This window comes from Enhygromyxa salina, assembly GCF_002994615.1.
GTDB lineage: Bacteria > Myxococcota_A > Polyangia > Nannocystales > Nannocystaceae > Plesiocystis > Plesiocystis salina_A.
Window position 1 is genome coordinate 103644 of sequence record NZ_PVNK01000148.1, and the last position, 26790, is coordinate 130433.

Here is a 26790-nt window from a genome sequence, read left to right on the forward strand (position 1 = left end):
GTAGGCCATGCAGCGGTCCCCTGAATCTCGCCCGCTGCCCGCGCTCTGCGGCTCGACCGCAACTCGATCGAACATCCTTGGCGGATCTCAAACGAGTGAGCCAAGGCACCTTTTTCACGTCAAGACAAGTACGCGCATTTCGTGAGAAACGCCGATGACCCCACGGTCAGCGAAATCCCCGAGCAGGGGTCCGAGCGACGACCGCGAGTTCGAGGATCGGCTCGGGCGACTTGGGCCCGCAATTTCAGCGCCACGACGTCGAGGAGTTATTTACATGAGTGAGGCTGGCGAGCAGAAACTTCGCGTATATCTCGAGCGGGCGACCACCGCGCTCCGACAGACGAAACAACGTCTCGAGGAGATCGAGGCCAAACAGAACGAGGCGATCGCCATTGTCGGGATGGCCTGCCGCTTTCCCGGCGGCGTACGCACGCCCGAGCAGCTGTGGGAGCTGCTCGACGAAGGCCGCGACGCCGTCACGCCCCTCCCCACCGACCGCGGCTGGGACCTCGACGGGCTCTACGACCCCGACCCAAACAAGGTCGGCACAACCTACACGCGCGGCGGGGGCTTCATCGATCACCCGGGCCTGTTCGACCCCGGCTTCTTCGGCATCAGCCCGCGCGAGGCCGCGGCCATCGACCCGCAGCAGCGGCTGCTGCTCGAGCTGTCTTGGGAAGTGCTCGAGCACGCAGGCATCGTCCCCGAGTCACTCTACGAGACCAACACCGGGGTGTTCGTCGGCGTCTGCTACGACGACTACCTGAGCCTCGCGCCCGCGCCCGAGCACGCGGAGGACGGCTACGCGACCCTCGGCAACCTCTACAGCGTCAGCTCCGGCCGCATCGCCTACACCCTCGGGCTGCAGGGCCCCGCGCTGACCGTCGATACCGCGTGCAGCACCTCGCTCGTCACGCTGCACCTCGCTTGCCAGGCCCTGCGCAAGGGTGAGTGCGACCTCGCGCTGTCCGGCGGCGCGACGGCCTTCTCGACCCCCGAGCCGCTGCTGTCCTTCTCGCGGCTCAAGACCCTCTCGCCCGACGGCCGCTGCAAGGCCTTCTCGGCCGAGGCCGACGGCGCCGGCTGGGCCGAGGGGGGCGGCATGCTCGTGCTCGAGCGCCTCAGCGACGCCCAGCGCAACGGTCACCGGGTCTTGGCGCTCATCCGCGGCTCGGCGCTGAACCAAGACGGTCGCAGCCAGGGCCTCACCGCGCCCAACGGCCCCGCACAGCAGCGCGTGATCCGGTCCGCGCTGGCCAACTGCCAGCTCTCGCCCGGCGACGTCGACGTCGTCGAGGCCCACGGCACGGGCACCCGCCTCGGCGATCCGATCGAGGCCCACGCGCTCCTCGCGACCTACGGCCGAGGGCACGAGCCCGAGCGCCCGCTGTGGCTCGGCTCGATCAAGTCGAATTTCGGCCACACCCAGGCCGCGGCCGGAGTGGCCGGGATCATGAAGTTGGTCCTGAGCATGGAGCACGAGCGCCTGCCGAAGACGCTCCACGCAGACTCGCCCTCCCCCTACATCGACTGGTCGGACGGCACCGTCGAGCTCGCCCGTGAGCCGAAGCCGTGGCCGCGCGGCGAACGGGTCCGGCGCGGGGCCGTGTCGAGCTTCGGCATCTCGGGCACCAACGCCCACGTAATTATCGAGGAGCCGCCGCCGCCCGAGCCCGAGCCCGAGCCCGAGCGCTCCCGCGCCCCCGCGAGCGGGCCGGCCCTGCTGCTCTTGTCGGGCAAGTCCGCAGCCGCGCTGCGCAGCCAGGCCTCCCGCTTGCAGGAGCAGCTCGAGCGCCGCGCTGACGTCGAGCTGCGCGACGTCGCCTACTCGCTGGCCACGACGCGCACGACCTTCGAGCACCGCGCGGCGATCGTGTCCGAGACCCGCGCGCAGGCTGAGGCGAGCCTCGCGGCCCTCGCAGCCGGGACGCCCGAGCCGCGCTACGTCGACGGCGTCGCCAACCTATCCGGCAAGGTCGTGTTCGTGTTCCCCGGCCAGGGTTCGCAGTGGACCGACATGGCCAAGCAGCTGCTCGTCGAGTCGCCGGTGTTTCGCGAGGCCATCGAGGCCTGCGCTCGCGCCCTCGCGCCCCACACCGACTGGTCGCTGCTCGCGGTCCTGCGCGGCGAGCCCGGCGCGGCCTCGCTCGAGCGCGTCGATGTCGTGCAGCCGGTGCTCTTTGCGATCATGGTCGCGCTGGCCGCGGTCTGGCGGGCCCTCGGCGTGATCCCCGACGCGGTCGTCGGACACTCTCAGGGCGAGATCGCGGCGGCGCACGTCGCCGGCGCGCTCTCGCTCGCCGACGCCGCCAAGATCGTCGCCCTGCGCGGGCGGATGATCGCCGACGAGCTCGGCGCGGGGGCCATGGCCGCGCTCTCGCTCTCGGCCGAGCAGCTCGAGCCCCACCTCGCGCGCTTCGGCGACCGCCTCGCGCTCGCGGTCGACAACGGCCCGACCTCGACCGCCGTGTCCGGTGACCCCGAGGCGATCGACGAGCTCGTCGCCGCGCTCGAGGCCGAGGGCGTGTTCGCCCGCAAGATCCGGGTAACTTACGCGTCCCACTGCGCGCACATCGAGTCGATCCGCCAGCCGCTGGTCGACGTGCTCGGTGATCTAACCCCGCGCGCGGCCGCGATCCCGATGGTCTCGACCGTCGACGTCAAACCCCTCGACGGCACCGAGCTCGACGCGAATTACTGGTATCGAAACCTGCGCCAGCCCGTCCGCTTTGCCCAGGCGACCGAGGCCCTGCTCGACAGCGGGCATCGGCTGTTCGTCGAGATCAGCCCGCACCCCGTGTTGCCGGTCGCGCTCGGCGGCACCTTCGCCGCACACGACATGGACGCGGCGGTCGTCGGCACGCTGCGACGCAACGAGGGCAGCCTGGCGAAGATGATGCTCTCGCTCGGCGAGCTCCTGTGCCAGGGCTACGAGCTCGACTGGCGGCGCCTGTTCGACGCCCACGAGGCCCGCAGCGTCGAGCTGCCGACCTACGCGTTCAACCGCCAGCGCCTCTGGCTCGACGCCCCGCACCCGGCCGCCGTGACGCGTTCGAAGCGGACCGTCAGCGCGACCGGCCAGGCGCTGACCGGGCCCACCTTCCGCATGTCGACGGCGCCCGGGACGATCTTCGCGGACGCCTCGCTCTCAGCCGAGATCCCGGCGTGGCTCGGCGACCACCACGTCGAGGCCGCGTGTCTGTTCCCCGGGGCCGGGTTCGTCGAGCTCGCCCTCGCCAGCGGCCGCGCGGCGTCGGGAGCCAAGGCGCTCGCCGTCGAGCGACTCGATCTGCGCCGGGCGCTGGTCCTGCGTGACGACTCGGCGACGACCATCCAGGTCGCCGCGAGCGAGCGCGGCGCGGGCTCGTGGCGCGTGACCGTGTCGGAGGCCGACGGGGGCGACTGGCAGACTCTCGCCGCCGGCTGGATCGCGCTCGCGCTCGACGAGGCCAGCGACGCGCCTGCGCTCGACGAGGTCCGCGCACGCCACACCGACGCCCGCGATCCGACCCAGCTCTACGCGCTCGCGTCGCGCATGGGCCTCAACTACGGGCCGGCCTTTCGTGGCGTCGAGGCGCTGTGGCTCGCCCCCGAGGGCGCGGGCGCCCTCGCGCGCATCGAGCTGCCCGAAGCCGCAGGCCGAGCCGACAAATTCATGGCCCACCCCGCGCTGCTCGACGCGTGCTTTCAGGTCTGCCTCGCCGGCATGCTCGACGAGGGCGAGCAGGCAGACCGAGACCGCGGCCCGGCCGTCCCCGTACGCATCGATCGCGTCGAGCTGCGGCGTCCCCTCGGGGCCGGGCCCTTGTGGTGCGCGGCCACGACCGAGGCCATCGACGACGACGAGGGCCAGCGCAGCGTCGCACACCTGCAGCTGTGGGACGCCGACGGCGCGCCGATCGCCCGGGTCCAGGGCCTGCACATGCGGCCCCTCGCGGGCGCGGCTCATCGCGGGAGCGACCCGCTCGCGCGTTCGCTGCTCGAGGTCAGCTGGCACGCGCTCGAAGCTTCCGAGCCCAACCCGTCGAAGGGCGCGTGCTGGCTGGTCCTCGGCGATCGCCACGGCGTGGGCGCGCGGCTCGAGCCGCGCCTGCAAGCCCACGGCGTGGACGTGACGCTCACGACTGAGCTCGACCCCCTCGACGGCGAGGGCCTCGACGCCGCGCTCGACGAGGCCCTCCGCGATCCCCTCGCGGGCATCATCTGCCTGTGGTCACTCGACGCGCCCGAGATGAGCTCACTCGCCCCCGAGGCCCTGCTCGAGGCCGGGCGCGCGGGCTGGGCGGGCGCGCTCGCGCTGGTCCAGCGCCTCGCCCAGCTGAGCCTGCGCGATCCCCCGCGCCTCGTCCTGGTCACCCACCGCGCCCAGGCGCCGACCCGCGCGGCGACACGCCCCGAACAGGCCCTGGTCTGGGGCCTCGGTGGGTCGATCCGGTCCGAGCAGGGGGCCCTGCGACCGCTGCGTGTCGACCTCGGCGAGCTCGACGACGACGACGAGCTCGCCAGCCTCGCCGCGCTCGCGGTCTCGAACACCGACGAAGATCAGATCGTCGTGCGCGGCCCGACCCGCCTCGCGGCCCGCCTCGGACACGCCGAGCTCCCGGCGCCGGCCCGCTACCAGCGGCGTCGAGCCAAGGGTGAGCCCTACCGCCTCGAGGTCGAGCGCCCCGGCTCCCTCGACTCGCTGCGCCTCGTCGCCTTCGAGCCCAACGCCCTCGCGCCGGGCGAGGCAGAGGTCGCGGTCGAGGCTGTCGGGGTCAACTTTCGCGACGTGCTGCTCGCAACCGGCGTCGTACCGCCGATCGTCTCACCGAGCGGGAATTCCGATCGCGTGCGCCTCGGGTTCGAGTGCGCCGGAACCGTCGTCCGGGTCGGCCCAGAGGTCGAGGGTCTCGAGCTCGGCCAGCGGGTTGTCGCGCTCACCGACGACGCCTACGCGACCCGGATCGTGCTCGACGCCAGCCACGTGTTCGCGCTCCCCGACGGCGTCTCGACGGCCGACGCCGCGACCTTGCCGATCGTCCACATCTCCGCCTACTACGGCCTCCACCACGTCGCCCGCCTCCGCGCTGGTGAGCGCGTGCTGATTCACTCGGCGACGGGCGGGGTCGGGCTCGCGGCCCTCCAGTGGGCCCGACACGTCGGCGCAAAGATCTACGCGACCGCCGGCACCGAGGCCAAGCGCGCGTGGCTGCGCGAGCAGGGCATCGAGCACGTGTCCGACTCGCGCTCGGCTTGCTTCGCGACCGACCTCGCGCGCTGGACCAGGGGCGAGGGCGTCGACGTGGTGATCGGCGCGGTCTCGGGCGACCTGATGCGCAAGAGCATCGAGCTGCTCCGACCCGGTGGCCGCTACGTCGACCTCGGGCTCCGCGACGCCCTGGCCAACGCCGAGCTCGCGCTGCGGCCCTTCGCCCGCGGCCTCAGCTACACCCTCGTCAACGTCGGCGAGATGATCGTTCACTCCTTCGCGCGCGTGCGCGAGGTCTTCGAGGAGGTCCTCGAACACCTCCGCGCCGGCACCCTCACCCCGCTGCCGCACCGCGACGCGCCGCTGTCCGAGGCCCAGGACGTGTTCTGGGAGATGGGCCGCGGCCGCCACATCGGCAAGTTCGTGCTGACCACGGACGAGCCCGAGCCCCCGGTGATCGCCGTCGAGATCGACGCGAGCCAGCCGACGCTCTCGGCCGACGCCAGCTACCTGATCAGCGGTGGCCTCGGCGGCCTCGGGCTCGCGCTCGCGCGGTGGATGGCCGATCAGGGCGCCGGACACCTCGTGCTGCTCGGCCGTCGCGGGGTCACGCGCGACGAACAGCGCGAGGCGATCGCCGCGATCGAGGCCGCGGGCACCCGGGTCAGCGTCGCGCCCGTCGACGTCGCAGATCGCCCGGCGCTCGCCAAGATCATCGCCGAGCTCCCCGCCGAGCTGCCCCTGCGCGGCATCGTCCACGCTGCGGGGCTGCTCGACGACGCGATGCTGGTCCACCAAGACGTCGAGAGCTTCGAGCGGGTCATGGCGCCCAAGGTCGCCGGCGCCTGGAACCTGCACCTGCTCAGCGCGGAGCTCGAGCTCGACTTTTTCGTGCTCTACAGCTCGGCCGCGTCGCTGCTCGGCAGCCCCGGCCAGGCCAACTACGTCGCCGCCAACGCGTTCTTGGACGCGCTCGCTCACCATCGGCTTGGCCGCGGGTTGCCGGCCCTGTCACTCGGGTGGGGCGTGTTCTCCGAGGTCGGCCTCGCCGCGGCGGCGGACATTCGTGGCGCGCGGATGAGCGGTCGCGGGATCACCGAGCTCAGCCCCGCCCAGGGTGTCGAGCTGTTCGGGCGGCTCGTGTCCAGCTCGCTCACTCAGGTCGCGCCCTGCCCATTCGATGTCCACCAGTGGGTCGAGTTCTATCCGGAGGCGGCCAGCTGGCCCTACCTCGAGCAGCTCCTGGCCGAGGACGCTCGCTCGGGCGGCGAGGCCGACAGCGAGCTCCTCGCCCAGCTCGAGGCCGCGAGCCCGGCCGCGCGACACAAGCTGCTGCTCAACCTCGTGCTCGACGAGCTCGCGCGGGTCATCCGGATGGACACGGCCCAGCTCGACCCCGCCACGCCCTTCGCCGAGCTCGGCGTTGACAGCCTGATGGGCATCGAGCTGCGAAACCGCCTCGAGCTCACGACCAGCGTCCAGCTGCCGTCGACCGCCATCTGGACCTACCCGGAGCCGCGCTCGCTCGCCGAGTTCCTCGCCGAGAGCTTCGCCGAGAGCGGCGACGCGAGCGAGGACGGCGAGGCCGACGAGGGCGCCGAAGACCAGACCACGCTCGAACTCGGCGACCAGGCCGCCGCCGCATTGCTCCTCGAAGAGCTCGAGGGATTGGAGGGCATCATCGATGTCTGATGTCGACAAGATCACCCAGCGCGCGCTCGTCGCGGTCCGTCAGCTCAAAAAGCGCGTCGCAGAGCTCGAGTCCAAGGAGCGAGCTCCGATCGCCGTGATCGGGGTCGGGTGCCGCGTCCCCGGCGGTCCGACCCCGGAGGACTTTTGGCTCACCCTCATGGAGGGTCGTGACATGATCCGGGAGCTGCCCGACGAGCGCCTGATCGGGCCGTGGCCCGACGGCGTCCCGCGCTGGTGCGGCCTGCTCGACGACGTCGATCGCTTCGATCCGGCCTTCTTCGGGATCGCGCCGCGCGAGGCCCTGCCTCTCGACCCCCAGCAGCGCCTCCTGCTCGAGGTCGCCTGGGAGGCGCTCGAGCGCGCCGGGCAGCTCCCCGATGCCCTGCGCGGGACCAAGACCGGCGTGTTCGTGGGCCTGTGCACGCTCGACTACAAGGATCGGGTTGAGCACCGCCTGGACGGCCTGGCCCGCGGCGCCTACGACACGACCGGAAACATGATGAGCACGGCCGCCGGTCGCGTGTCCTACGTCCTGGGTCTGCAGGGCCCGGCGATCACCGTGGACACCGCGTGCTCGAGTTCGCTGGTCACGCTCCACCTCGCATGCCAGAGCCTGCGCAGCGGCGACTCGGATCTGGCGCTGGCCGGCGGCGTCAACCTGATCTTGTCCGAGAAGACCACGCACAGCCTGTCGTACACCCAGGCCCTGTCGCCGGACGGCCGCTGCAAGGCCTTCGACGCCGCGGCCAACGGCTTCGTGCGCGGCGAGGGCTGCGGGCTCGTGGTCCTCAAGCGACTCGCCGACGCCCAGCGCGACGGCGACACAATTCTTGGCCTGATCCGCGGGTCGGCGATCAACGAAGACGGCCGCTCGACGGGCCTGACGGCGCCCAACGTCCGCGCCCAGGAGGCCCTGCTCCGCGACGCCCTCGCGCTCGCGCAGGTCGAGGCCCGCGAGGTCGGCTATGTCGAGTGTCACGGCACCGGCACCTCGCTGGGCGATCCGATCGAGGTCGAGGCGCTCAAGTCCGTGCTCGGCGCCCCGCGCGAGGACGGCTCGAAGGTCTGGCTCGGCGCGGTCAAGTCCAATATCGGTCACCTCGAAGCGGCCGCCGGGGTCACCGGAGTCATCAAGGTGCTGCTGGCCTTCGAGCACGGACAGCTCCCCCCGAACCTGCACCTGCGCCACCTCAACCCGCGCATCAACGTCAACGACACCCCGCTGACCCTGCTCCGCGAAGCCACGAAGTGGGCGCCGATCGACGGCCGACGCATCGCGGGGGTCTCGTCCTTCGGGTTGTCGGGCACCAACGCCCACGTGCTCCTCGAAGGCCCGCCTGAGCTCCAGCCCGAGCCGACCGTGGCGGCTCCTGTCGCGCCGCCGGCCGAGCTGCCCATCCTGCTGTCGGCGCGGTCCGAGCTCGCGCTCGACCTCCAGGCCACGCGACTGCGCGAGCACCTCGCCACGACCGAGGCGTCGGCCCTCGACCTCGCGTTCTCGCTGGCCACGACCCGCTCGCACTTCGAGCACCGCATGTTCGTCCCGGCCTCGCAGCTGCCGCTCGCGCTCGAGCGCGGCGGCGCTCAGCGACGCGGCTTCGTCAAGGCCCCGGCCAAGCTCGCGCTGCTGTTCACGGGTCAGGGGGCCCAGCGCCCGGGCATGGGCCGCGAGCTCCACGCCGCGCTGCCTGGGTTCGGCGCCGCCTTCGACGAGGTCTGCGCCGCCTTCGATCCCCTGCTCGATCAACCCCTGGCCCGGGTCGTGTTCGCGGACGCCGGCACCGACGACGCGCGGCGGCTCGATCAAACCGAGTACACCCAGCCCGCGTTGTTCGCGATCGAGGTCGCGCTGGTTCGCGTGCTCGAAGGCTGGGGCGTGGTCCCGGACCTGTTGCTCGGGCACTCGCTCGGCGAGATCACGGCGGCCCACGTCGCCGGCGTGTTTTCCCTCGCCGACGCCTGCAAGCTCGTCGCGGCCCGCGCTCGGCTGATGCAGGCGCTCCCGGCCGGCGGCGCGATGGTCTCGATTCAGGCCTCCGAGGCCGAGCTCATCGAGCACCTCGGAGACCACCCGAGCGTCGACATCGCGGCGCTCAACGGTCCAAGCTCCGCGGTCATCTCAGGCGACGAGGAGCCGGCCCAGGCCGTGGCCGCACACTTCGCCGGGCTCGGCCGCAAGACCAAAGCGCTCAACGTCTCGCACGCCTTCCACTCCCGGCGCATGGACACGCTGCTCGACGCCTTCGAGCGCGTGGCCGCGTCGGTCGAGTACCGACCGCCGCGGGTGCCGGTCGTCTCGAACCTCACCGGCGAGGTCGTCGGCGCCGAGCTGTGTGACCCGAGCTACTGGCGCCGCCACGTTCGCGGCACCGTGCGCTTCCTCGACGGCGTCCGGACCCTCGCCAAGCTCCGCGCCTCGGTCCTGCTCGAGCTCGGGCCCCACGGCGCGCTCACCTCGATGGCCGCCGCGTGCGTGCCCGAGGACCGCCAGACCTCGACGACGCTGATCGCCTCGCTGCGCAAGGACAAGCCCGAGCTCGAGACCCTCGTCGCGGCGCTCGGCGCCTTGCACTGCGAGGGAGTGGACATCGACTGGCGAGCCTTCTTCGCCCCCTACGCCCCGCGTCGCGTGCAGCTGCCGACCTACGCCTTTGCCCGCGAGCGCTACTGGATCGACGCGAGCTCGACCGCGTCCGGGTCGGACAGCGCGGGCCTCGAGCCGAGCTCCGAACCCGAGCCGAGCTCCGAGCCCGACCCCTCGCCGCGCCCGCCCGAGTCCCTCGCCGCCGAGCTGCGTTCGATGCGCCCCGAGGACCGCGCGCAGCGGGTGCTCGAGCTCGTCCTCGACGAGGCCGCGGGGGTCCTCGGGCTGCCCTCGTCCGCGCCCCTGCGACCCGACAGCGGGTTCGCCGACCTCGGCCTCGACTCGCTGATGGCCGTCGAGCTCCGCGCCCGCCTCCAGGCCAAGCTCGGGCTCGGCCTGCCCGCGACCCTGGCCTTCGACCACCCGACCTCCCTGCGCCTGCGCGACTTCTTGATCGACGAGCTGTCCGGCGTGTCCGCCGGGCCGAGCCCCTCGGCCCCTGGCCCGCGCCTGCGCACGACCGACGATCCCATCGCGCTCGTCGGCGTCGGCCTGCGCCTGCCCGGGGGCGTGCGCGACCTCGACGGGCTGTGGCGCCTGCTCGTCGACGAGGTCGACGCGATCCGACCGGTGCCCGCCGACCGCTGGGACCTCGACTCGGTGTTCGACGCCAACCCCGACGCGCTCGGCAAGTCCTACGTGCGCGAGGCGGGGTTCATCGACGACATCGATCTCTTCGATCCCAAGTTCTTCAACATCAGCCCGCGCGAGGCCGAGAACATCGATCCTCAGCACCGCCTCCTGCTCGAGGCCTCGTGGGAGGCGCTCGAGCACGCGCGGATCGTGCCCTCGTCGCTGATCGACTCCGCGACGGGCGTGTTCGTCGGGGCCGGCTACGGCGACTACGGCCTGCTCAACCCGATGAAGAGCGCGGACGCCTACGGCGTGCTCGGGACCCACGCCTCCTTCGCCGCCGGCCGCCTCGCCTTTCACCTCGGCCTCCAGGGCCCGGCGGTCGCCCTGGACACGGCCTGCTCCTCCTCGCTCGTCGCCATGCATCTCGCCTGCAACGCGATCCTCGACGGCGAGTGCGAGGTCGCCCTCGCCGGCGGCGTCCAGGTCATGGCCGCGCCGGACGTGTTCATCGCGCTGTCCAAGATGCGCGCGTCGGCGCCCGACGGGCGGTCCAAGACCTTCTCCGCCAACGCCGACGGCTACGGGCGCGGCGAGGGCGTGGTCGTGGTCGCGCTCGAGCGGCTGTCGCGGGCACGAGCCAAGGGCCACAACGTCCTCGGCATCGTCAGGGGCACGGCGATCAACCACGACGGTCAAAGCAGCGGCATCACCGTCCCAAACGGCAGCTCCCAGCAAAAGGTGCTCCGCGCCACCCTCGCCCGCGCCGAGCTCGACCCCGCCGAGGTCGACTACGTCGAGTGCCACGGGACCGGGACCAAGGTCGGCGACCCGATCGAGATTCAGGCGCTGGCTTCGGTGTTCGGCGAGCGTCCGCCGGATCGGCCGCTGATGCTTGGCGCGATCAAGACCAACATCGGTCACCTCGAGCTCGCCGCCGGGCTCGCCGGTATCGCCAAGGTCATCGTCGCGCTGCGCCACGACGCGATCCCCCCGACGATCCACACAAAGCCGCGCAACCCCCTGGTCGAGTGGGATCAGCTGCCGGTCGAGATCGTCGACGAGCTGCGACCGTGGCCGCAGCCCGAGGCCGGCCTCCGCCGGGCGGGCGTGTCGAGCTTCGGGATCTCGGGCACCAACGCCCACGTGATCATTGAAGAGCCCCCCGCGGCCCCCACCGACGCGGACGAGCCCAGGTCCGGGTCCGCGCCCGCGCCCGCGGAGCCGCTCGCCGAGCCGGTGCTCGTGCCGCTGTCGGGCCGCAGCCCCGACGCGCTCCGGGGCCAGGCCCAGCGTCTGCGCGAGCGGCTCGAGACCGACACGCCGCGCCTCGTCGACCTCGGCTACTCCCTGGCCACGACCCGCTCACAGTTCGAGCATCGCGCCTGCATCGTGACCTCCGAGCCCGCCGAGCTCGAGGCTGCGCTCGACGCGATGTCGCGCGGTGTCCCCCACGCCGCCTACGTCGACGGCCGCGTCAACCCGGGCGGCAAGGTCGTGTTCGTGTTCCCCGGCCAGGGCGCGCAGTGGGTCGGCATGGCCAGGGAGCTGCTCGATCAGTCGCCGGTGTTTCGACGCTCGATCGAGGCCTGCGCCAGGGCCCTCGCGCCCCACACCGACTGGTCCCTGCTCGCGGTCCTGCGCGACGAGCCCGACGCCGCGTCGCTCGAGCGCGTCGACGTCGTGCAGCCGGCTCTGTTCGCAATGATGGTCTCGCTCGCGGCCGTGTGGGACGAACTCGGCGTCAAGCCCGACGCCGTCATCGGACACTCGCAAGGCGAGCTCGCGGCCGCGTACGTGTGCGGCGCGCTCTCGCTCGACGACGCCGCCAAGGCCGTCGCGCTGCGCAGCCGCATCATCGCCAGGGAGCTCAGCGAAGGCGCGATGGCGGCGGTGTCACTGGCGATCGACGAGCTCGCCGAGTGGCTCGAACCCTACGCTGCGCGCGTGGCCGTGGCCGTCGACAACGGGCCCGCCTCGACCGTGGTGTCGGGCGAGCCAGCCGCCGTCGACGAGCTCGTCGACGCGCTCGAGGCCGCGGGGATCTTCGCGCGCCGGGTCCGCGTGAACTATGCCTCGCACTGCGCCTATATCGAGCCGATCCAGGCGCCGCTGCTCGCCGCGCTCGACGGCCTCACGCCGCGCCCGGCCAAGCTCTCGATGATGTCCACGGTCAGCGCCGAGCCGGTCACCGGCCCCGAGCTCGACGCGGCGTACTGGTACCGCAACCTCCGGCACCGCGTCCGCTTCGCCGAAGCGAGCAGGGCCCTGCTCGACACCGGCCATCGCGTGTTCGTGGAGATCAGCCCCCACCCCATCATGTCGGTCGCGCTCGACGGCATCCTCGACAGCGAGGGAGCCCGCGGCGCGGTGATCGGGACCTTGCGCCGCAACGAGGGCGGCCTCGATCGGGTCCTGCTCTCGCTCGCGGCCTTGCACTGCCGCGGCCACGCGATCGAGTGGTCGCGGCTCTACGCCGCTCACGCTCCGCGCGTCGTCGATCTCCCGACCTACGCCTTCGACCGCGCCCGCTACTGGCGTGAACCACCGCAGCTGGCCGACGCCCTTCGGCGCCCGAGCACCGTCGCCACGGCGGGCGCTCACCCGCTGCTCGGGCCTGCCTTTCGCATGTCGCAGCCGGCCGACACGACCTTCTGGGAGCCGGTCCTGGCCGCCGACGCGCCCACCTGGCTCGACGACCATCGCGTCGAAGAGGCGTGCCTGTTCCCCGGAGCCGGCTTCGCCGAGCTCGCGTTGGCTGCCGCCCGCGAGGTGTCCGGAGCCGACGCGGTCGTCGTCGAGGAGCTCGCGCTCCGACGCGCCTTGCTGCTGCGCCCGGGTCAGGGAGCGACGATCCAAGTCGCGCTCGCGGACGACGGCCCGAGCTCGTGGCGGGTGACGATCGCCGAGTCGGGGCCCGAGGGCTGGCAGGCCCTGGCCTCGGCCCGGGTCACCCGAGCGCTCGATGAACTCGACCTCGGCGCCTCGCTCGACGAGCTCCGCGCGCGCTTCGTCGAAGCCCACGCGGCCGCAGAGCTCTACAGCCTCGGCGCGAGCATGGGCCTCAACTACGGGCCCGCGTTTCAGGGGGTCAGCTCGGTCTGGCTCGACCCCAGCGGCGACGGGGCGCTGGCCCGCGTCGAGCTGCCCGAAGACGCCGGCGACGCGGGGGCCTTCGTGGTTCACCCGGCGCTGCTCGACGCCTGCTTTCACGTCGGGCTCGCGCCGCTGCTGGGCGCCGGGGCCGAGCATGGACCCTCGGTGCCCGTGTCGATCGAGCGCATGCGGCTCGCGCGTCCGCCTGGGCGCGGGCCGCTGTGGTGCGCGATGGTCCCGCGACCCAGCGCGCGAGAGGGTCTGCCCGTCGCCGATCTGAACCTGTGGGATGCCGAGGGCGTCCCGCTTGGCGTCATCGAGGGCCTCCGCACCCAGCCGCTCGACGAGCGCGAGACCTCGAGCGGCCCCTTCGCCGACGTCCTGCTCGAGGTCTCGTGGCAGGAGCTCGACGAGGCCGTCGAGCGCCTCGACGCCCCGGGCCGCTGGCTGCTGCTGGCCGATCGCCGCGGCTTCGCCCACCGCGTGGCGGCCTTGCTCAGCGACGAGGGCGCCAGCGTCGAGATCGCAGCCGAGCTCGATCCCCGCGACCCGCGGGCGGTCGACGCGGCGCTCGAGCGCGCGCTCCTCGATCAGCCCCTCGACGGCATCCTCTGTCTGTGGGCCCTCGACGGGCCGACGATGGACGAGGTCCCGCCCGACGCCCCCCTCGACGGCGGACGGTCCGGCTGGCTGGGCGTCATGCACCTCGTCCAGAGCCTGATGGCCCGCGGGCTTCGGGATCTGCCTCGCCTCGTGATGGTCACCCTCGACGCCCAGTCGCCGCGCGGCGCCGGGCCTGTCAACCCCGCCCAGGCCCTGGTCTGGGGCCTCGGCGGCACCCTCCGCTCCGAGCACGCCACGCTGCGACCGCTGCGGGTCGACCTTGGCGCCCTCGACGATGCCGACGAGCTCGCCTCACTCGTCGCGCTGACCCTGTCCGACACCGACGAAGATCAAGTCGCGCTGCGGCACGACGCCCGCTACGTCGCGCGGCTCGGACCCGCCACGGTCCCGCCTGAGGCTCGCTACCAGACCCAGGTCGCGGGCGATCACGCCTACCGTGTCGAGGTTGGCGAGCCCGGCTCGCTCGACTCGCTCGAGCTCGTCGCGTTCGAGCGCGCCGAGCCGGGGGTCGGACAGGTCGAGCTCGCCGTCGCCGCGGCTGGCATCAACTTCCGCGACGTCCTGCTCGCGACCGGGGTCGTGCCGCCGATCGGCGACGGCGACAGCGACAGGGTTCAGCTCGGCTTCGAGTGCGCGGGCGTCATCACCCGGCTTGGGCCCGATAGCGGCGCGCTCGAGGTCGGCCAGCGCGTCATCGCGATCACGGCCGACGGCTTCGGCACCCACGTCCTCGCCGACGCGAAGTTCGTGTTCCCGATCTCCGACGAGCTGTCCTGCGCCGACGCAGCGACGCTCCCGATCACCCACATCTCCGCCTACTACGGCCTCCACCACGTCGCCCGCCTCCGGGCCGGCGAGCGCGTGCTGATCCACTCCGCGACCGGCGGGGTCGGGCTCGCGGCGCTGCAGTGGGCCCGGCATGTCGGCGCAGAGATCTACGCGACCGCCGGCAGCGAGGACAAGCGCGCCTGGCTGCGCGAGCAGGGCGTCGAGCACGTCTCGGACTCGCGCTCGACCGCCTTCGTCGAGGACGTCGCCCGATGGACCCGGGGTGAGGGCGTCGACGTGGTGATCAGCGCGCTGGCGGGCGAGCTGATGCGCAAGAGCCTCGGGCTGGTCCGCCACGGGGGCCGCTTCATCGACCTCGGTCTCCGCGACGCGCTGACCAACGCGCAGCTCGCGATGGCGCCCTTTGCCCGCGGCCTGAGCTACACCCTCGTCAACGTCGGCGAGATGGTCTTCCATGCGCCCGAGCGCCTCCGCGAGGTCTTCGTCGAGGTCCTCGAGCACGTCCGCGCGGGCGTGCTCGCGCCGCTGCCCCGCCTCGAGCACCCGCTCTCGCGCGTCGCCGACGTATTTTGGGAGATGGGCCGTGGCCGCCACATCGGCAAGTTCGTCCTGACCCCGCAAGAAGACGAGCCGCCAGTGATCTCCGTGCCCGCGTCCGCGAGCGCGTCGCTCGTCGGGTCCGAGGCCAGCTATCTGATCACCGGTGGCCTCGGCGGCCTCGGGCTCTCGCTCGCGCGCTGGCTGGCCGAGCAAGGCGCGGGCCACCTGATCCTGCTCGGCCGCCGCGGCGTGACGACGGATGTCCAGCGCGAGACGATCGCGGCGATCGAGGCCGGCGACACCCGGGTGAGCGCGGTCGCCGTCGACGTCGCCGATCGCGCTGCGCTCGCGGCCGCGCTGTCGGAGCTGACCGAAGCCGCGCCCCTGCGCGGGGTCATCCACGCCGCTGGCCTGCTCGACGACGCGATGCTCATCAACCAAAGCGTCGAGAAGTTCGAGCGCGTGATGACGCCGAAGGTCGCGGGCGCGTGGAACCTCCACGAGCTGACCAAGGAGCTCGGGCTCGACTTCTTCGTCTGCTACAGCTCCGCAGCCGCGCTCTTCGGTAGCCCCGGCCAGGGCAACTACGCGGCCGCCAACGCCTTCCTCGACGCCCTCGCCCACCACCGCAAGCAGCTCGGGCTGCCCGGCCTCTCGCTCAACTGGGGCGCGTTCTCGGAGGTCGGCCTGGCCGCGAGCGAGGACATCCGCGGCGCGCGGCTGTCGAGCCGAGGCATCACCGCGCTGCGACCCGACGAGGGCGTCGAGATCTTCGCCGCGCTCGTCGGGACCGCCGCGACCAACATCGCCCCGTGCCCGATCGACGTCCAGCAGTGGGTCGAGTACTACCCCGAAGCAGCGAGCTGGCCCTTCCTCGAACGCATGCTCAGCGAGAGCCCGAGGCAAGAGACCCACAGCGAGCTGCTCGCCGAGCTCGCTGCAACGAGCGCGCCCTCGGCGGCTGCCCAGCTGCTGCTGCAGCACGTGCTCGAGGAGATCGCCAAGGTCGTGCGCTCGGATCCCGCGACCATCGATCCCGACACGCCCTTCGTGGAGCTTGGAGTTGACAGCCTCATGGGCATCGAACTACGCAACCGCCTCAAGACCACGACCCGCGTCGAGCTCCCGTCGACCGCGATCTGGACCTACCCCTCACCAAACGCGATCGCGCAGTACCTCGGCGGCCTGCTCATCGAGCAGCCCGCGGCCGAGGCCCCGCCCCCGCGGCGCGCGACGGACGATTCTCAGCTCGATCCAGAGCTCGACGTCGAGGTCGACGAAGACGACGACCTGCTCGACGAACTCGCACAACTCGAGGGATTGCTCGGTGACTAAAGATAAAGACAGCTCAAAGGTGTCCGCACGCGTCCGCGACGCGCTGCTGCGCGCCAAAGCGCGGATTCAGTCGCTCGAGAGCCAACTCCACGAGCCGATCGCCGTGGTCGGCATGGCCTGTCGTTTCCCGGGCGGTTCGACGCCCGCGCAGTATTGGGACACGCTGATCCAAAAGCGCGACATGGTCCGCGAGCTGCCGCCGCAGCGCAGCGTCGGCCCGTGGCCCGAAGGGGTGCCGCGCTGGGCGGGGATCCTCGCGGACGATGAGGTCGACGGCTTCGACCCGGCCTTCTTCGGCATCACGCCGCGCGAAGCCAGGTCGCTCGATCCGCAGCAGCGCCTGCTCCTCGAGGTCGCCTGGGAGGCGCTCGAGCACGCCCGGATGATCCCGGCCTCACTGCGCGCGTCGAAGACCGGCGTGTTCGTCGGCCTGTGCACCGTCGACTACGGGGACCACGTCGAGGCCCAGGCCGCGGACGAGCTCGGCCCCTTCGACACGACCGGCGTCATGGCCAGCACCGCGGCCGGGCGCCTGTCCTACGTGCTCGGCCTCCAAGGCCCGGCGATGACCGTCGACACGGCGTGCTCGAGCTCGCTCGTGACCCTCCACCTCGCGTGCCAGAGTCTGCGCGCCGGAGACTCCGAGCTGGCGCTGGCCGGCGGCGTCAACCTGATCTTGTCGGAACGTACGACCGCGGCGATCGCCCGGACCCAAGCCCTGTCACCCGACGGGCGCTGCAAGGCCTTCGACGCCTCGGCCAACGGCTTCGTCCGCGGCGAGGGCTGCGGGCTGCTCGTGCTCAAGCGCTACGCCGACGCCCGGCGCGACGGCGACCGCGTGCTCGGGCTCATCCGCGGCTCCGCCGTCAATCAGGACGGGCGCTCGGCCGGGCTGACCGCGCCAAACGTGCTCGCGCAGCAAGAGCTGCTCGGCGGCGCCCTCGACAACGCCGGGCTCGAGCCCCGAGACGTCGGCTACCTCGAGTGCCACGGCACCGGCACCGCGCTCGGGGACCCGATCGAGTTCGAGGCGATCAAGGCGGTCTACGGCCGCCCCCGCGAAGACGACTCCCGCCTTTGGCTCGGCGCGGTCAAGACCAACATCGGTCACCTCGAGGGCGCGGCCGGGGTCGCCGGCGTCATCAAGGTCCTGCTCGCGCTCGCGCACCGCCAGATCCCGACCAACTTGCACCTGCGCCACGTCAACCCGCGGATCAACCTGGCCGGCACCCCGCTGGCCCTGCCCCGCGACGCCGTCGAGTGGGCAGCGATCGCCGGGCGGCGCGTCGCCGGCGTGTCCTCGTTTGGGATGTCCGGGACCAACGCCCACGTCGTCCTCGAGGGCCCCGAGCCCGCCGCGCCCGCCGAGCCCGCCGAGCCCGCCGCGCCCGCCGAGCCCGCCGCGCCCGCCGAGCCCGCCGAGCCAGGCGCCGCCGCGCTCGCGCCACCGCCGAGCGTCCCGCTGCTCATCTCGGCGCGCCACCTCGATGCGCTGGCTGGCCAGGCCGCGCGGCTGCGCGACCGCATCGCAGCCGACGACGCAAGGCTGGTCGACGTCGCGTTCTCGCTCGCGACCGCGCGCACGCACTTCGAGCACCGCGCGTGCGTCGTCAGCAGCACTCCGCGCGCGGCCCTCGAAGACTTCGCCCGACGCGGCCAAGACCCGAGCGTCACCACCGGGGTCGCCAAGGGCCCCGTCAAGCTCGCCGTGCTGTTCACGGGTCAAGGCGCCCAACGCGTCGGCATGGGCCGGTCCCTCTACGAGTCCTCGCCGGGGTTTCGCGCCGCGTTCGACGAGGCCTGCGGCCACTTCGACGAGCTCATCGGCGCGTCGCTGCGCGACATCGTGTTTGCAGAGCCGGGCACGAACGCGGCCGCGCTCATCGACCAGACCCGCTACACCCAGCCGGCGCTGTTCGTCGTCGAATACGCGCTCTATCGCCTGCTCGAGTCTTGGGGGGTCCGGCCGAGCATCGTCCTTGGCCACTCGATCGGCGAGCTCGTCGCCGCGTGTGTCGCCGAGGTCATGTCACTCGCCGACGCGGCCAAGCTCATCGAGGCCCGCGGCCGACTGATGCAGGCGCTCCCGTCCCGAGGCGCGATGGTCTCGATCCAGGCGTCCGAGGCGGAGGTCCGCCCGGTCGTCGAGCGCCACCGAGGGCTCGACATCGCCGCCATCAATGGCCCGACCTCGACAGTCGTATCCGGGGACGAGGACGCGGTCGAGGCCGTCCGCGCTCACTTCGAGGCCCTCCAGCGCAAGACCCGGCGGCTGACCGTCTCGCACGCGTTTCATTCTCACCACATGGAGCCGATCCTCGACCCGCTCACGCGAGTCGCCCGCTCAATCAGCTTCCGCCCGCCGTCGATCCCGATCGTGTCCAACATCTCAGGCGCGATCGCTGGCGCCGAGCTCCACACCGATCCCAGCTATTGGGCCCGACACGTCCGCTCGCCCGTGCGCTTCCTCGACAGCGTCCGCGCCCTGCGCTCGGCCGGCGCCAACGTGCTCGTCGAGATCGGGCCCCACGGCGTGCTCTCGTCGATGGCCGCCGCGTGTCTGCCCGAGGGCGAGCTCGACGACACGACCATCATCAGCACGATGCGCAAGCATCGCGACGAGCACCAGACCCTGCTCCACGCGCTCGGGAGCCTCCACTGCCGCGGCGTCGATGTCGATTGGCCAGCGGTGCTCTCGCCCTACGCGCCCAGGCTCATCGACCTCCCAACCTACGCCTTTCGTCGCGATCGCTACTGGGTCACGCCAGACGAGGCGACGCCCGGACGGGCCCCCGGGGCCGGTCCCGACGCCGACGCGTTCTGGGCCGCCGTCGGCCACGGCGATCTCGACTCGTTGGCCGCGCAGCTCGAGCTCGACGACGAGCGCCGCGCCGCGCTCGGCTCGCTCTTGCCCTCGCTCTCGTCGTGGCGACTGCGCCAGCGGAGCAATCAGTGGCGCCACGAGCTTCGCTGGCGGCCCGCCGCGCGGCACCTCGACGCCGCGGTCCCCGAGGGCGGGCTCGTCGTCGTGCCCGCGTCGCTGGCCGCGAGCTCGCTCGTGACCGCCCTCGTGGACGCGCTCGGGCACCCACGAACCCTCGCCTTGCCCCTCGCGGCGACTCGAACCCAGACCGCCACCGCGCTCCGCGACGCGCTCGCCCCTCGACCTGCGTACCTTCTCTCGCTCCTGGCCCTCGACGAGTCCCGGCACCCCGAGCACTCCACGACGCCGGTCGGCCTCGCCCTCAACGTCCACTTGTCCCAGGCGCTCGTGGATCTCGATGTCCGCGCGCCGCTGTGGCTGGTGTCGCAAGGCGCCGTCTCGGTCGGCGACGCCGACCCGCTGACCAACCCAAGCCAGGCGACGAGCTGGGGCTACGGGCGCAGCTTCTCGCTCGAGCATCCAGCTCACTGGGGCGGCATGCTCGACCTCCCGGCCGAGCCCGACGCCGAGCTGCTCGGGCTCGTCGGCGCCGTCCTGGGCGCCGCAGAGATCGAGAACCAGCTCGCGCTGCGGGCCGAGGGCCTGTTCGTGCGGCGACTCGTACACGCCGCAGGTCCCGAGCCCTCGACCGCGGCGTTCGAGCCTCGCGGTCCGGTCCTCATCACCGGTGGGACCGGGGCGCTCGGGGCTCACGTCGCGCGCTGGCTCGCTGAGCTCGGGGCGGGGCCGCTCGTACTCACCAGCCGCCGCGGAGCCGACGCGCCGGGCTCAGCTTCGCTGCTCGACGAGCTCGAGGCCCGGGGCGTGAGCGCCTCGGTCGTCGCCTGTGACGTGGGCAGTCGCGACTCGGTCGAGCGTCTGTTCGCCGACCTCGAGCGCGACGAGCTGACCCCGCGGATCGTCATCCACACCGCCGGCGTCGTCGACGACGCGCTCGCGACCGAGCTGACGCCCGAGCGCTTCGCTCGCGTGCTCGCGCCCAAGCTCGACGGCACCTTGAACCTGCATGAGGCGACCAAGCAGCTGAGCCTCGATCACTTCGTGTTGTTCTCGTCGCTGGCGGGCACCCTCGGCAACCCGGGCCAATCCAACTACTCGGCCGCCAACCATTTCCTCGACGCGATGGCCGCGCATCGGCGCAGCCTCGGCCTCCCTGCGATCGCGGTCGCCTGGGGCCCGTGGGCCGGCGGCGGCATGGCGACGGATGTTGCGATGGACGCTGCGGTCTCGGCGATGGATCCGGCCATGGCGATCGCCGCGCTGCAGGCCTCGCTGCGTGAGGGGCACACCAACGATGCCATCATCGACATCGACTGGCCGGCATTCGCTCGCGCCCATCTGCGCGGCAGCGCACGCCACCTACTCGACGAAATCTTGCCGCCCGAGCCGAACGAAAGCGTCGCTGACGACTCGCGCTCGCTGCTCGACGAGCTGCCCACGGTCCCGGTTGAAGACCGAGCACAATTCGTGCGTGAGTTCGTCGCCCGTCAGGTCGCCGCGGTGATCGGCTCCGCCGACACCGACGCCCTCGACCCGGAGGTCGACTTCTCCGAGCTCGGCGTCGACTCGCTGATGGCGATCGAGCTGCGCAACCGTCTGCAAGCGACCACGCAGCTGAGCCTCGACGCAACCCTCACCTTCGACCACCCCACCCTCGAGCAGCTCGCCGCCTCGCTCCACGAGCAGCTGTCCGCGCGCATGGCCGCGCGCAAGCCCGCGCCCGCCCGCCCGAACGCAGGGGAGTCGAAGGGCGACGTGTGGGTCGACATGTGGCGATCCACGCGCGAGGAGCGGCTCGCGCAGAGCAGCGAGTGGCACAGCGCATTTACGCGCCTCGTCACCAATCGCCATGAACGCTTTCGCACGGTCCTCGACCTGTTCGACAACTTCGCTGACATCCGACGAATGCAGGACCCCGAGGCCCGGGCCCCGGTGATCCCGCGCCCCGTGCTCCTCTCGCGCAGCAACGCCGGGCTTCAGATCTACTGCCCGCCGTCCTACGGCCCCCCCGCCTCCGCGTTTCAGTACTTTCAGGTCGCGCGGTCCTTGGGTGATCGGGCCTCAGTGTGGGCGACCTCCATGCTCGGCTATTCGATCGAAGATCCCCTGCCCGAGACCTGGCACGATCAGGTCATGCATCAGTACGAGGCATTGCAGCAGTGCCTCGACCCGAGCCGGCCCTGGGTCATGCTCGGCCACTCCGCCGGGGGTCTACTGGCCTACCATGTCCTCGCGCACATCGAGGCGACCGGGGCGAACCGCCCCGTTGCGATGATCCTGATCGACAGCGCTTATCCCGGCACGAGCGACGACGAGCTGCTGTACCCACCATTTGTCCGCTCGACGACCCAACACCTGATTGGAACCGGCTCGGATCGCGTCGACAGCGAATACCTCTATCAATTCTCGGCATTTCGATGGAACGCAAAGCTCTGCGATGCCGCGTGGGAGACGCCACGGCCGCGAATTGAGACGCCGAGCCTGTACATTCACTGCGCGGCGTTCTCTGAAACCGTGGCCTTCGCCAACGACCTCACCCCTTGGCCCGCGCTGTTCGATCGCCTCGACATCATCAAGACCGAGGTCAATCACTTCGGGATCATCACCGATCGCTCCGACCATGTCGCGGACCTGGTCCTACGCTGGCTCGAGCGCCTCGACCCCTCCGACTCGGACGGGGGTGCCAGTTTCGTGGGTGATGGTAGCTAAGCGCCGACGCGGCTGAGCTCGTGCGCTGCGTCACGCTCATTTGCGCAGTCCGCTCTTTCACGCGAGCTTGACGCTGAACTGAGGTTGGATCTACCGTCTGCAGAGCGCCATGGCAGCTCCACCACTGAAGGGTATCACCCGCATCAAGGCCCCGGGCTGTGAAGTCCACTGGGATGATACGTACTCGCCCATCTTCTTCGCGAACACGGTCGGTGTGGTGAATATGGAGGTGATGGAGCAGTGGTATGCTGTCCGCAATCCAGCCTACGCCCGCGCCATGTCCCTCGGCCAGAAGGCCATGCTGGTCTCGGACGTGTCCAACATGACGCCGCCCGACGCGGTCATGCGCAAGGAGCTGGCCTTGCTCGGCGAGAAGGAAGACGAGGCGTTCCGAGGCGTGGTCCTGGGCCAAGTCTTCATCATGTCCAACCCCGTTTTGCGTGGCGTCGTGACCGCGCTGCAGTGGATCTCTCCGAACGCGCTGGTCCCGACGGTCACGGCCGCGAGCCTCAAGGACGCCGCCAGGCAGGTCGAGCGCCACTACACCCGGGCCGGATTGCCGATGCCCCCGTACCCCGACAACTACGCATTTGAGAAAATCACGCTCTGAGTCGAGTTCGCGCTCGCATCGAGCGCTCACTGGCGCCGGGCACTGGGTGACGAAGAGGGCGTGAACGTAGTTTTTCGTGTCCATGCCCCGCGCGAATCGCGTGGCGCGGCTCGTGGGCGCGGAGAGTGGAAAAATCTGGCAATGGAGGCGCCGGGAGTCGAACCCGGGTCCGCGAGTCTTCCGATGGGACGTCTACGTGCGTAGTCTGCGGATTTGGGTTTGACCGCCGAGCATGCCCACAGACGGGCCCTCTCGGAAGCGAGTCCCTGAGTTTCGCGCACCGACCGGGACCTCCGGTTCGCTAGCAGCCCGGGGTGCAATGCATCGTGTCGCCTCGCGCCGGAATTTTCGCCGAGGGCGCGATACCGGGCGTACTGCAAGTTTTGGCGACAAAGCCCTCGGCGAAGAGGCCAAGCGAGGCGGCGCGAGGCATTGCACCCCGGGCTGCTAGCCTCTGTGCTGACGCCTACGCCCTACTGAGGCGCCTCAAACGCAGGCGTGCAGCTAATTAGGCTGCAACGGCCAGACGGCCGTAGTTGCTGTCGTTGGCAGCTGTGTTTTCCCGGCGTTTGTAACGCGGCGCTGGACCCGCGGCACGCTGTCTTCACCTTCCGTACCCACGTCGAATGCCAATGCACCCCCTGAGTGTCGTTTTGTGACGCTCGTACGTGTTCTGGCAGGGAGTATGTCCGCTTCCTCCACCGACGCAAGAGGCGACACACCGAGGGCGATCGCGTACATTGCGCAACCTTGCAACTTCGCGCAGCAGCAGGCCTCGCCACATTAACGGGCACTTAGCGCACAAATTGCGCAAAACCGCCCAACTCCCAGCCCTCAGTACTGTGTCAGAACAAATAGTCTTAGTGACGCGGTGACATCTCGATATGGAAACTGTTGAATTAGATCTTCAACAGCTGGCATGCATCGTTGGCATACTGCCAACATTACCGCATCGAAGCCGGACGATATCGCACTCGCCCCTCGCCAATTCTACCTTGTAGTGTCCCGGAGCTGGCGCGAGAGTTCACAATCCTCTCGCATCCCAAAAACAGCCCTGGCGCTTTCACCAGACGACTTTGAGTCGTGAGTCACACATTGTACGTGCCGGGACGACAGACCTAACATACTGGTACAACAGGGGAACTGAAGCGATCTCCAGACGCATAACTAGCAGCTGCTAATATTGACATTACACACCACAGACGGTACGCTCGGCTCATGATCGAAATGATCGATTACGAGGCGTTCGGTGATCTTCGCGCCCACCGCCTCCCGTCGGGCCCACGCTCGCGGTTGCTCGCGACACTCGGCATCGCGGGCGATGTCGCAGGTGCAATGCGCAGCTGGAAGCGCCGCTACGGACCGACTTTCACGATCAACGAGATCTCGGGGAAGATGGTGCTGACCTCCGAGCCGGAGTTGGTGCGCAAAATCTTCACCGCGCCAGAGTCGACCTTCGACGGCGCCCTGCCTGAGGCAGCCGACATCATCATCGGCCCGCGCTCGGTTGCCATGAGCGTTGGCGAGCAGCACCAACGACTGCGCAAGCTACTCACCCCGTCCTTTTGCGCGTCATCGCTGGGCCCGTGGGGCGAGACCATCGCCGCGACCACGCGGCGAGTGTTCCGCGGTGGCACAGCGGGCCAGGTGTTTCCATGCCGCTCGAGTATGGCGGAGCTGACGACCCGCGTGATCGTCCGCATCATATTTGGCGCGAACGGACAACGCGAAGAAGATCGCATGTATCAAACTGCCCGAAATACCATGAGGGCACAGCACCCCTTCTTCTTGGTCACCCGCCACTTGCAGCGCGACCTCGGGCCCTTCACGCCATACCGCCGGTACAAGCTCGCAGCGCAGAAGTTGGACGCCCTGCTCTACGAGCGAATTGCTCGCGCACGGACCGAGAGCCCCGACGAGCCCAACGTGCTGACCTCGATGGCCTGCGGTCGATTCGAGGACGGCTCGTCAATGTCGGATATCGAGATTCGCGACAACCTCTACAGCCTCCTGGTCGCGGGCTACGAGACCACGGCCTACGCCCTGACCTGGGCCATGTACTTCCTGCATCGCCACCCCGAGGCCCTCCGGCGCCTCCGCGACGAGCTCGACACGGTCGGCCCCGACGGTGATCCCGTCGCGTTCACACAGTTGCCCTTCCTCAACGCGACCATCGACGAGACGCTGCGCATTTGCCCACCGGCCCCCTTCACCACCCGACGGCTCGGCAAGACATGGGAACTAGGTGAGTGGGTGATTCCGCCCGGGACCTACGTCGCCCCCGCAACTTACCTGCTCCACCACGACGAGAACATCTGGGGAGATCCCGAGAATTTCCGTCCAGAGCGATTCTTGGACCACCGCCCGAGCCCCTTTGAGTTCCTCCCCTTCGGCGGCGGCGCCCACCGCTGCCTCGGCGCCGCGCTGTCCAAGTTCGAAGCGGCGGTCGTGCTCGGCACCTTGCTCACGAGCCACGAGGCCGAGCTGTGCAGCCCCAACAAGGTCGACTACGTTCGCACGACCTTGACCACAGGGCCCAAGCAGGACTTCCCCATCCGCCTCTCGCCCCGGGGCCCGCGCCAGCCGCACGCTGGCGCAGGTCAGCGCCCTGAGGCAGCGACGGGCTGCCCCTTCCACAGCTAATCGCCCGTGCCCGAAGTCTGGTGCCCCCCGCTCCGATGCACCGGACGCCATCCGTGCCCGAAGTCCGCGCCGGGCTTCGGGCCGGGCAGCTCGGACTCGTTGATGAAGCTCTCTCGTGGCCGTCGGGAGTCCGCGCGGGGCCACAGGAGGTCCGAGCTCGGGGCGTCGCCTCTCCATCTGGGGTGCAGAAGGCTCTTGGTACACCACCACCAGGTCGGTCAGCTGCGCGTCGAAGGTGCTTTTCGTACGGCGATACCCCGAGCTCGGACATCCTGTAGCCCTTTTTGCGCTCTGCTCTTTGCGGGGGGGGACCCCGCTCCGAAGCCCGAGGTGCCATCCGACCGTGCCTGAAGTACGTTCCGGGCGGCTCGGACCCGTTGATGAAGCTCTCTCGTGGCCGTCGGGAGTCCGCGCGGGGCCACAGGAGGTCCGAGCTCGGGGCGTCGCCTCTCCATCTGGAGTGCAGAAGGCTCTTGGTACACCACCACCAGGTCGGTCAGCTGCGCGTCGAAGGTGCTTTTCGTACGGCGATACCCCGAGCTCGGACCTCCTGTAGCCCTTTTTGCGCTCTGCTCTTTGCGAGGGGTGACCCCGCTCCGAAGCCCGAGGTGCCATCCGACCGAGGCTCGCAGCGGAGCCACCGGTTGCAACACGACGGCCCGGCTACCAGGGCTCCGAGGGTCCCTCGGAGCGAAGTTTTCACGGCGTATGCCCCCCAACCGAAGCGCTGCCGGTCACTCGGACTACCCGAAGACCGACACAGCTCATGCCCCCGGTGAGTGAATTCGCTTCGAGGGACCCTCGGAGCCCGCCGGGCCCCCCCGCCGTCAATAAACCCTCGGTCCCGGGGTGACCCCGCTCCGAAGCCCGAGGTGCCATCCGACCGAGGCTTGAGGCGGAGCCACCGGTTGCAACACGACGGCCCGGCTAACAGGGCTCCGAGGGTCCCTCGGAGCGAAGTTTTCACGGCGTATGCCCCCCAACCGAAGCGCTGCCGGTCACTCGGACTACCCGAAGACCGACACAGCTCATGCCCCCGGTGAGTGAATTCGCTCCGAGGGACCCTCGGAGCCCGCCGGGCCCCCCGCCGTCATCCAACCCTCGGTCCCAGGTGACCCGAAGCGCCGGACCCCATCCGACCGAGGCTCGCAGCGGAGCCACCGGTTGCAACACGACGGCCCGGCTACCAGGGCTCCGAGGGTCCCTCGGAGCGAAGTTTTCACGGCCTATCCGCCCCAACCGAAGCGCTGCCGGTCACTCGGACTACCCGAAGACCGACACAGCTCATACCCCCGGTGAGTGAATTCGCTTCGAGGGACCCTCGGAGCCCGCCGGGCCCCCCGCCGTCATCCAACCCCCGGCCCCAGGGAACCCGCAGCGCATAGAAAGCAGAATCTGCG

General features: G+C 70.7%; 4 protein-coding genes, 1 other RNA gene and 1 pseudogene. 5 read left to right on the forward strand and 1 reads right to left on the reverse strand.

Annotated features, from left to right (window positions below; translation table 11 throughout):
* Positions 1-370: 370 nt before the first annotated feature.
* The 4 genes and pseudogenes from ENSA5_RS15855 to ENSA5_RS15870 all read left to right on the forward strand — a co-directional run.
* Positions 371-6883 (forward strand): annotated as a pseudogene (locus ENSA5_RS15855) (SDR family NAD(P)-dependent oxidoreductase); the annotation flags it as partial.
* On the forward strand, positions 6876-16484 hold the full coding sequence (locus ENSA5_RS15860) for a type I polyketide synthase (protein WP_106392505.1): 9609 nt from the start codon (positions 6876-6878) through the stop codon (positions 16482-16484). The pseudogene ENSA5_RS15855 and the gene ENSA5_RS15860, both read left to right, overlap by 8 nt.
* A gap of 19 nt (positions 16485-16503) precedes the next feature.
* The gene (locus tag ENSA5_RS15865) at positions 16504-22137 is read left to right on the forward strand and encodes a type I polyketide synthase (protein ID WP_106392506.1); all 5634 of its coding nucleotides are present in this window, start codon (positions 16504-16506) and stop codon (positions 22135-22137) included.
* 109 nt (positions 22138-22246) lie between these two features.
* On the forward strand, positions 22247-22747 hold the full coding sequence (locus ENSA5_RS15870; protein ID WP_146155747.1) for a hypothetical protein: 501 nt from the start codon (positions 22247-22249) through the stop codon (positions 22745-22747).
* Positions 22748-22886: 139 nt separating this feature from the next.
* Here ENSA5_RS15870 and ssrA read toward each other — a convergent pair.
* Positions 22887-23389, reverse strand: a transfer-messenger RNA (tmRNA) gene (gene ssrA / locus ENSA5_RS15875).
* A 576-nt stretch (positions 23390-23965) separates the two neighbouring features.
* On the opposite strand from ssrA, the gene ENSA5_RS15880 reads away from it, so the two are divergent.
* Positions 23966-25390, forward strand: a complete 1425-nt coding sequence (locus tag ENSA5_RS15880; RefSeq protein ID WP_106392508.1) for a cytochrome P450 — start codon at positions 23966-23968, stop codon at positions 25388-25390.
* Positions 25391-26790: the final 1400 nt, after the last annotated feature.

What these genes read in the sequence shown, in the direction of transcription:
- ENSA5_RS15870 (WP_146155747.1), top strand. Translation starts at nt 22,247, where the DNA reads ATGGCAGCTCCACCACTGAAGGGTATCACCCGCATCAAGGCCCCGGGC.
- ENSA5_RS15860 (WP_106392505.1), top strand. Translation starts at nt 6,876, where the DNA reads ATGTCTGATGTCGACAAGATCACCCAGCGCGCGCTCGTCGCGGTCCGT.
- ENSA5_RS15880 (WP_106392508.1), top strand. Translation starts at nt 23,966, where the DNA reads ATGATCGAAATGATCGATTACGAGGCGTTCGGTGATCTTCGCGCCCAC.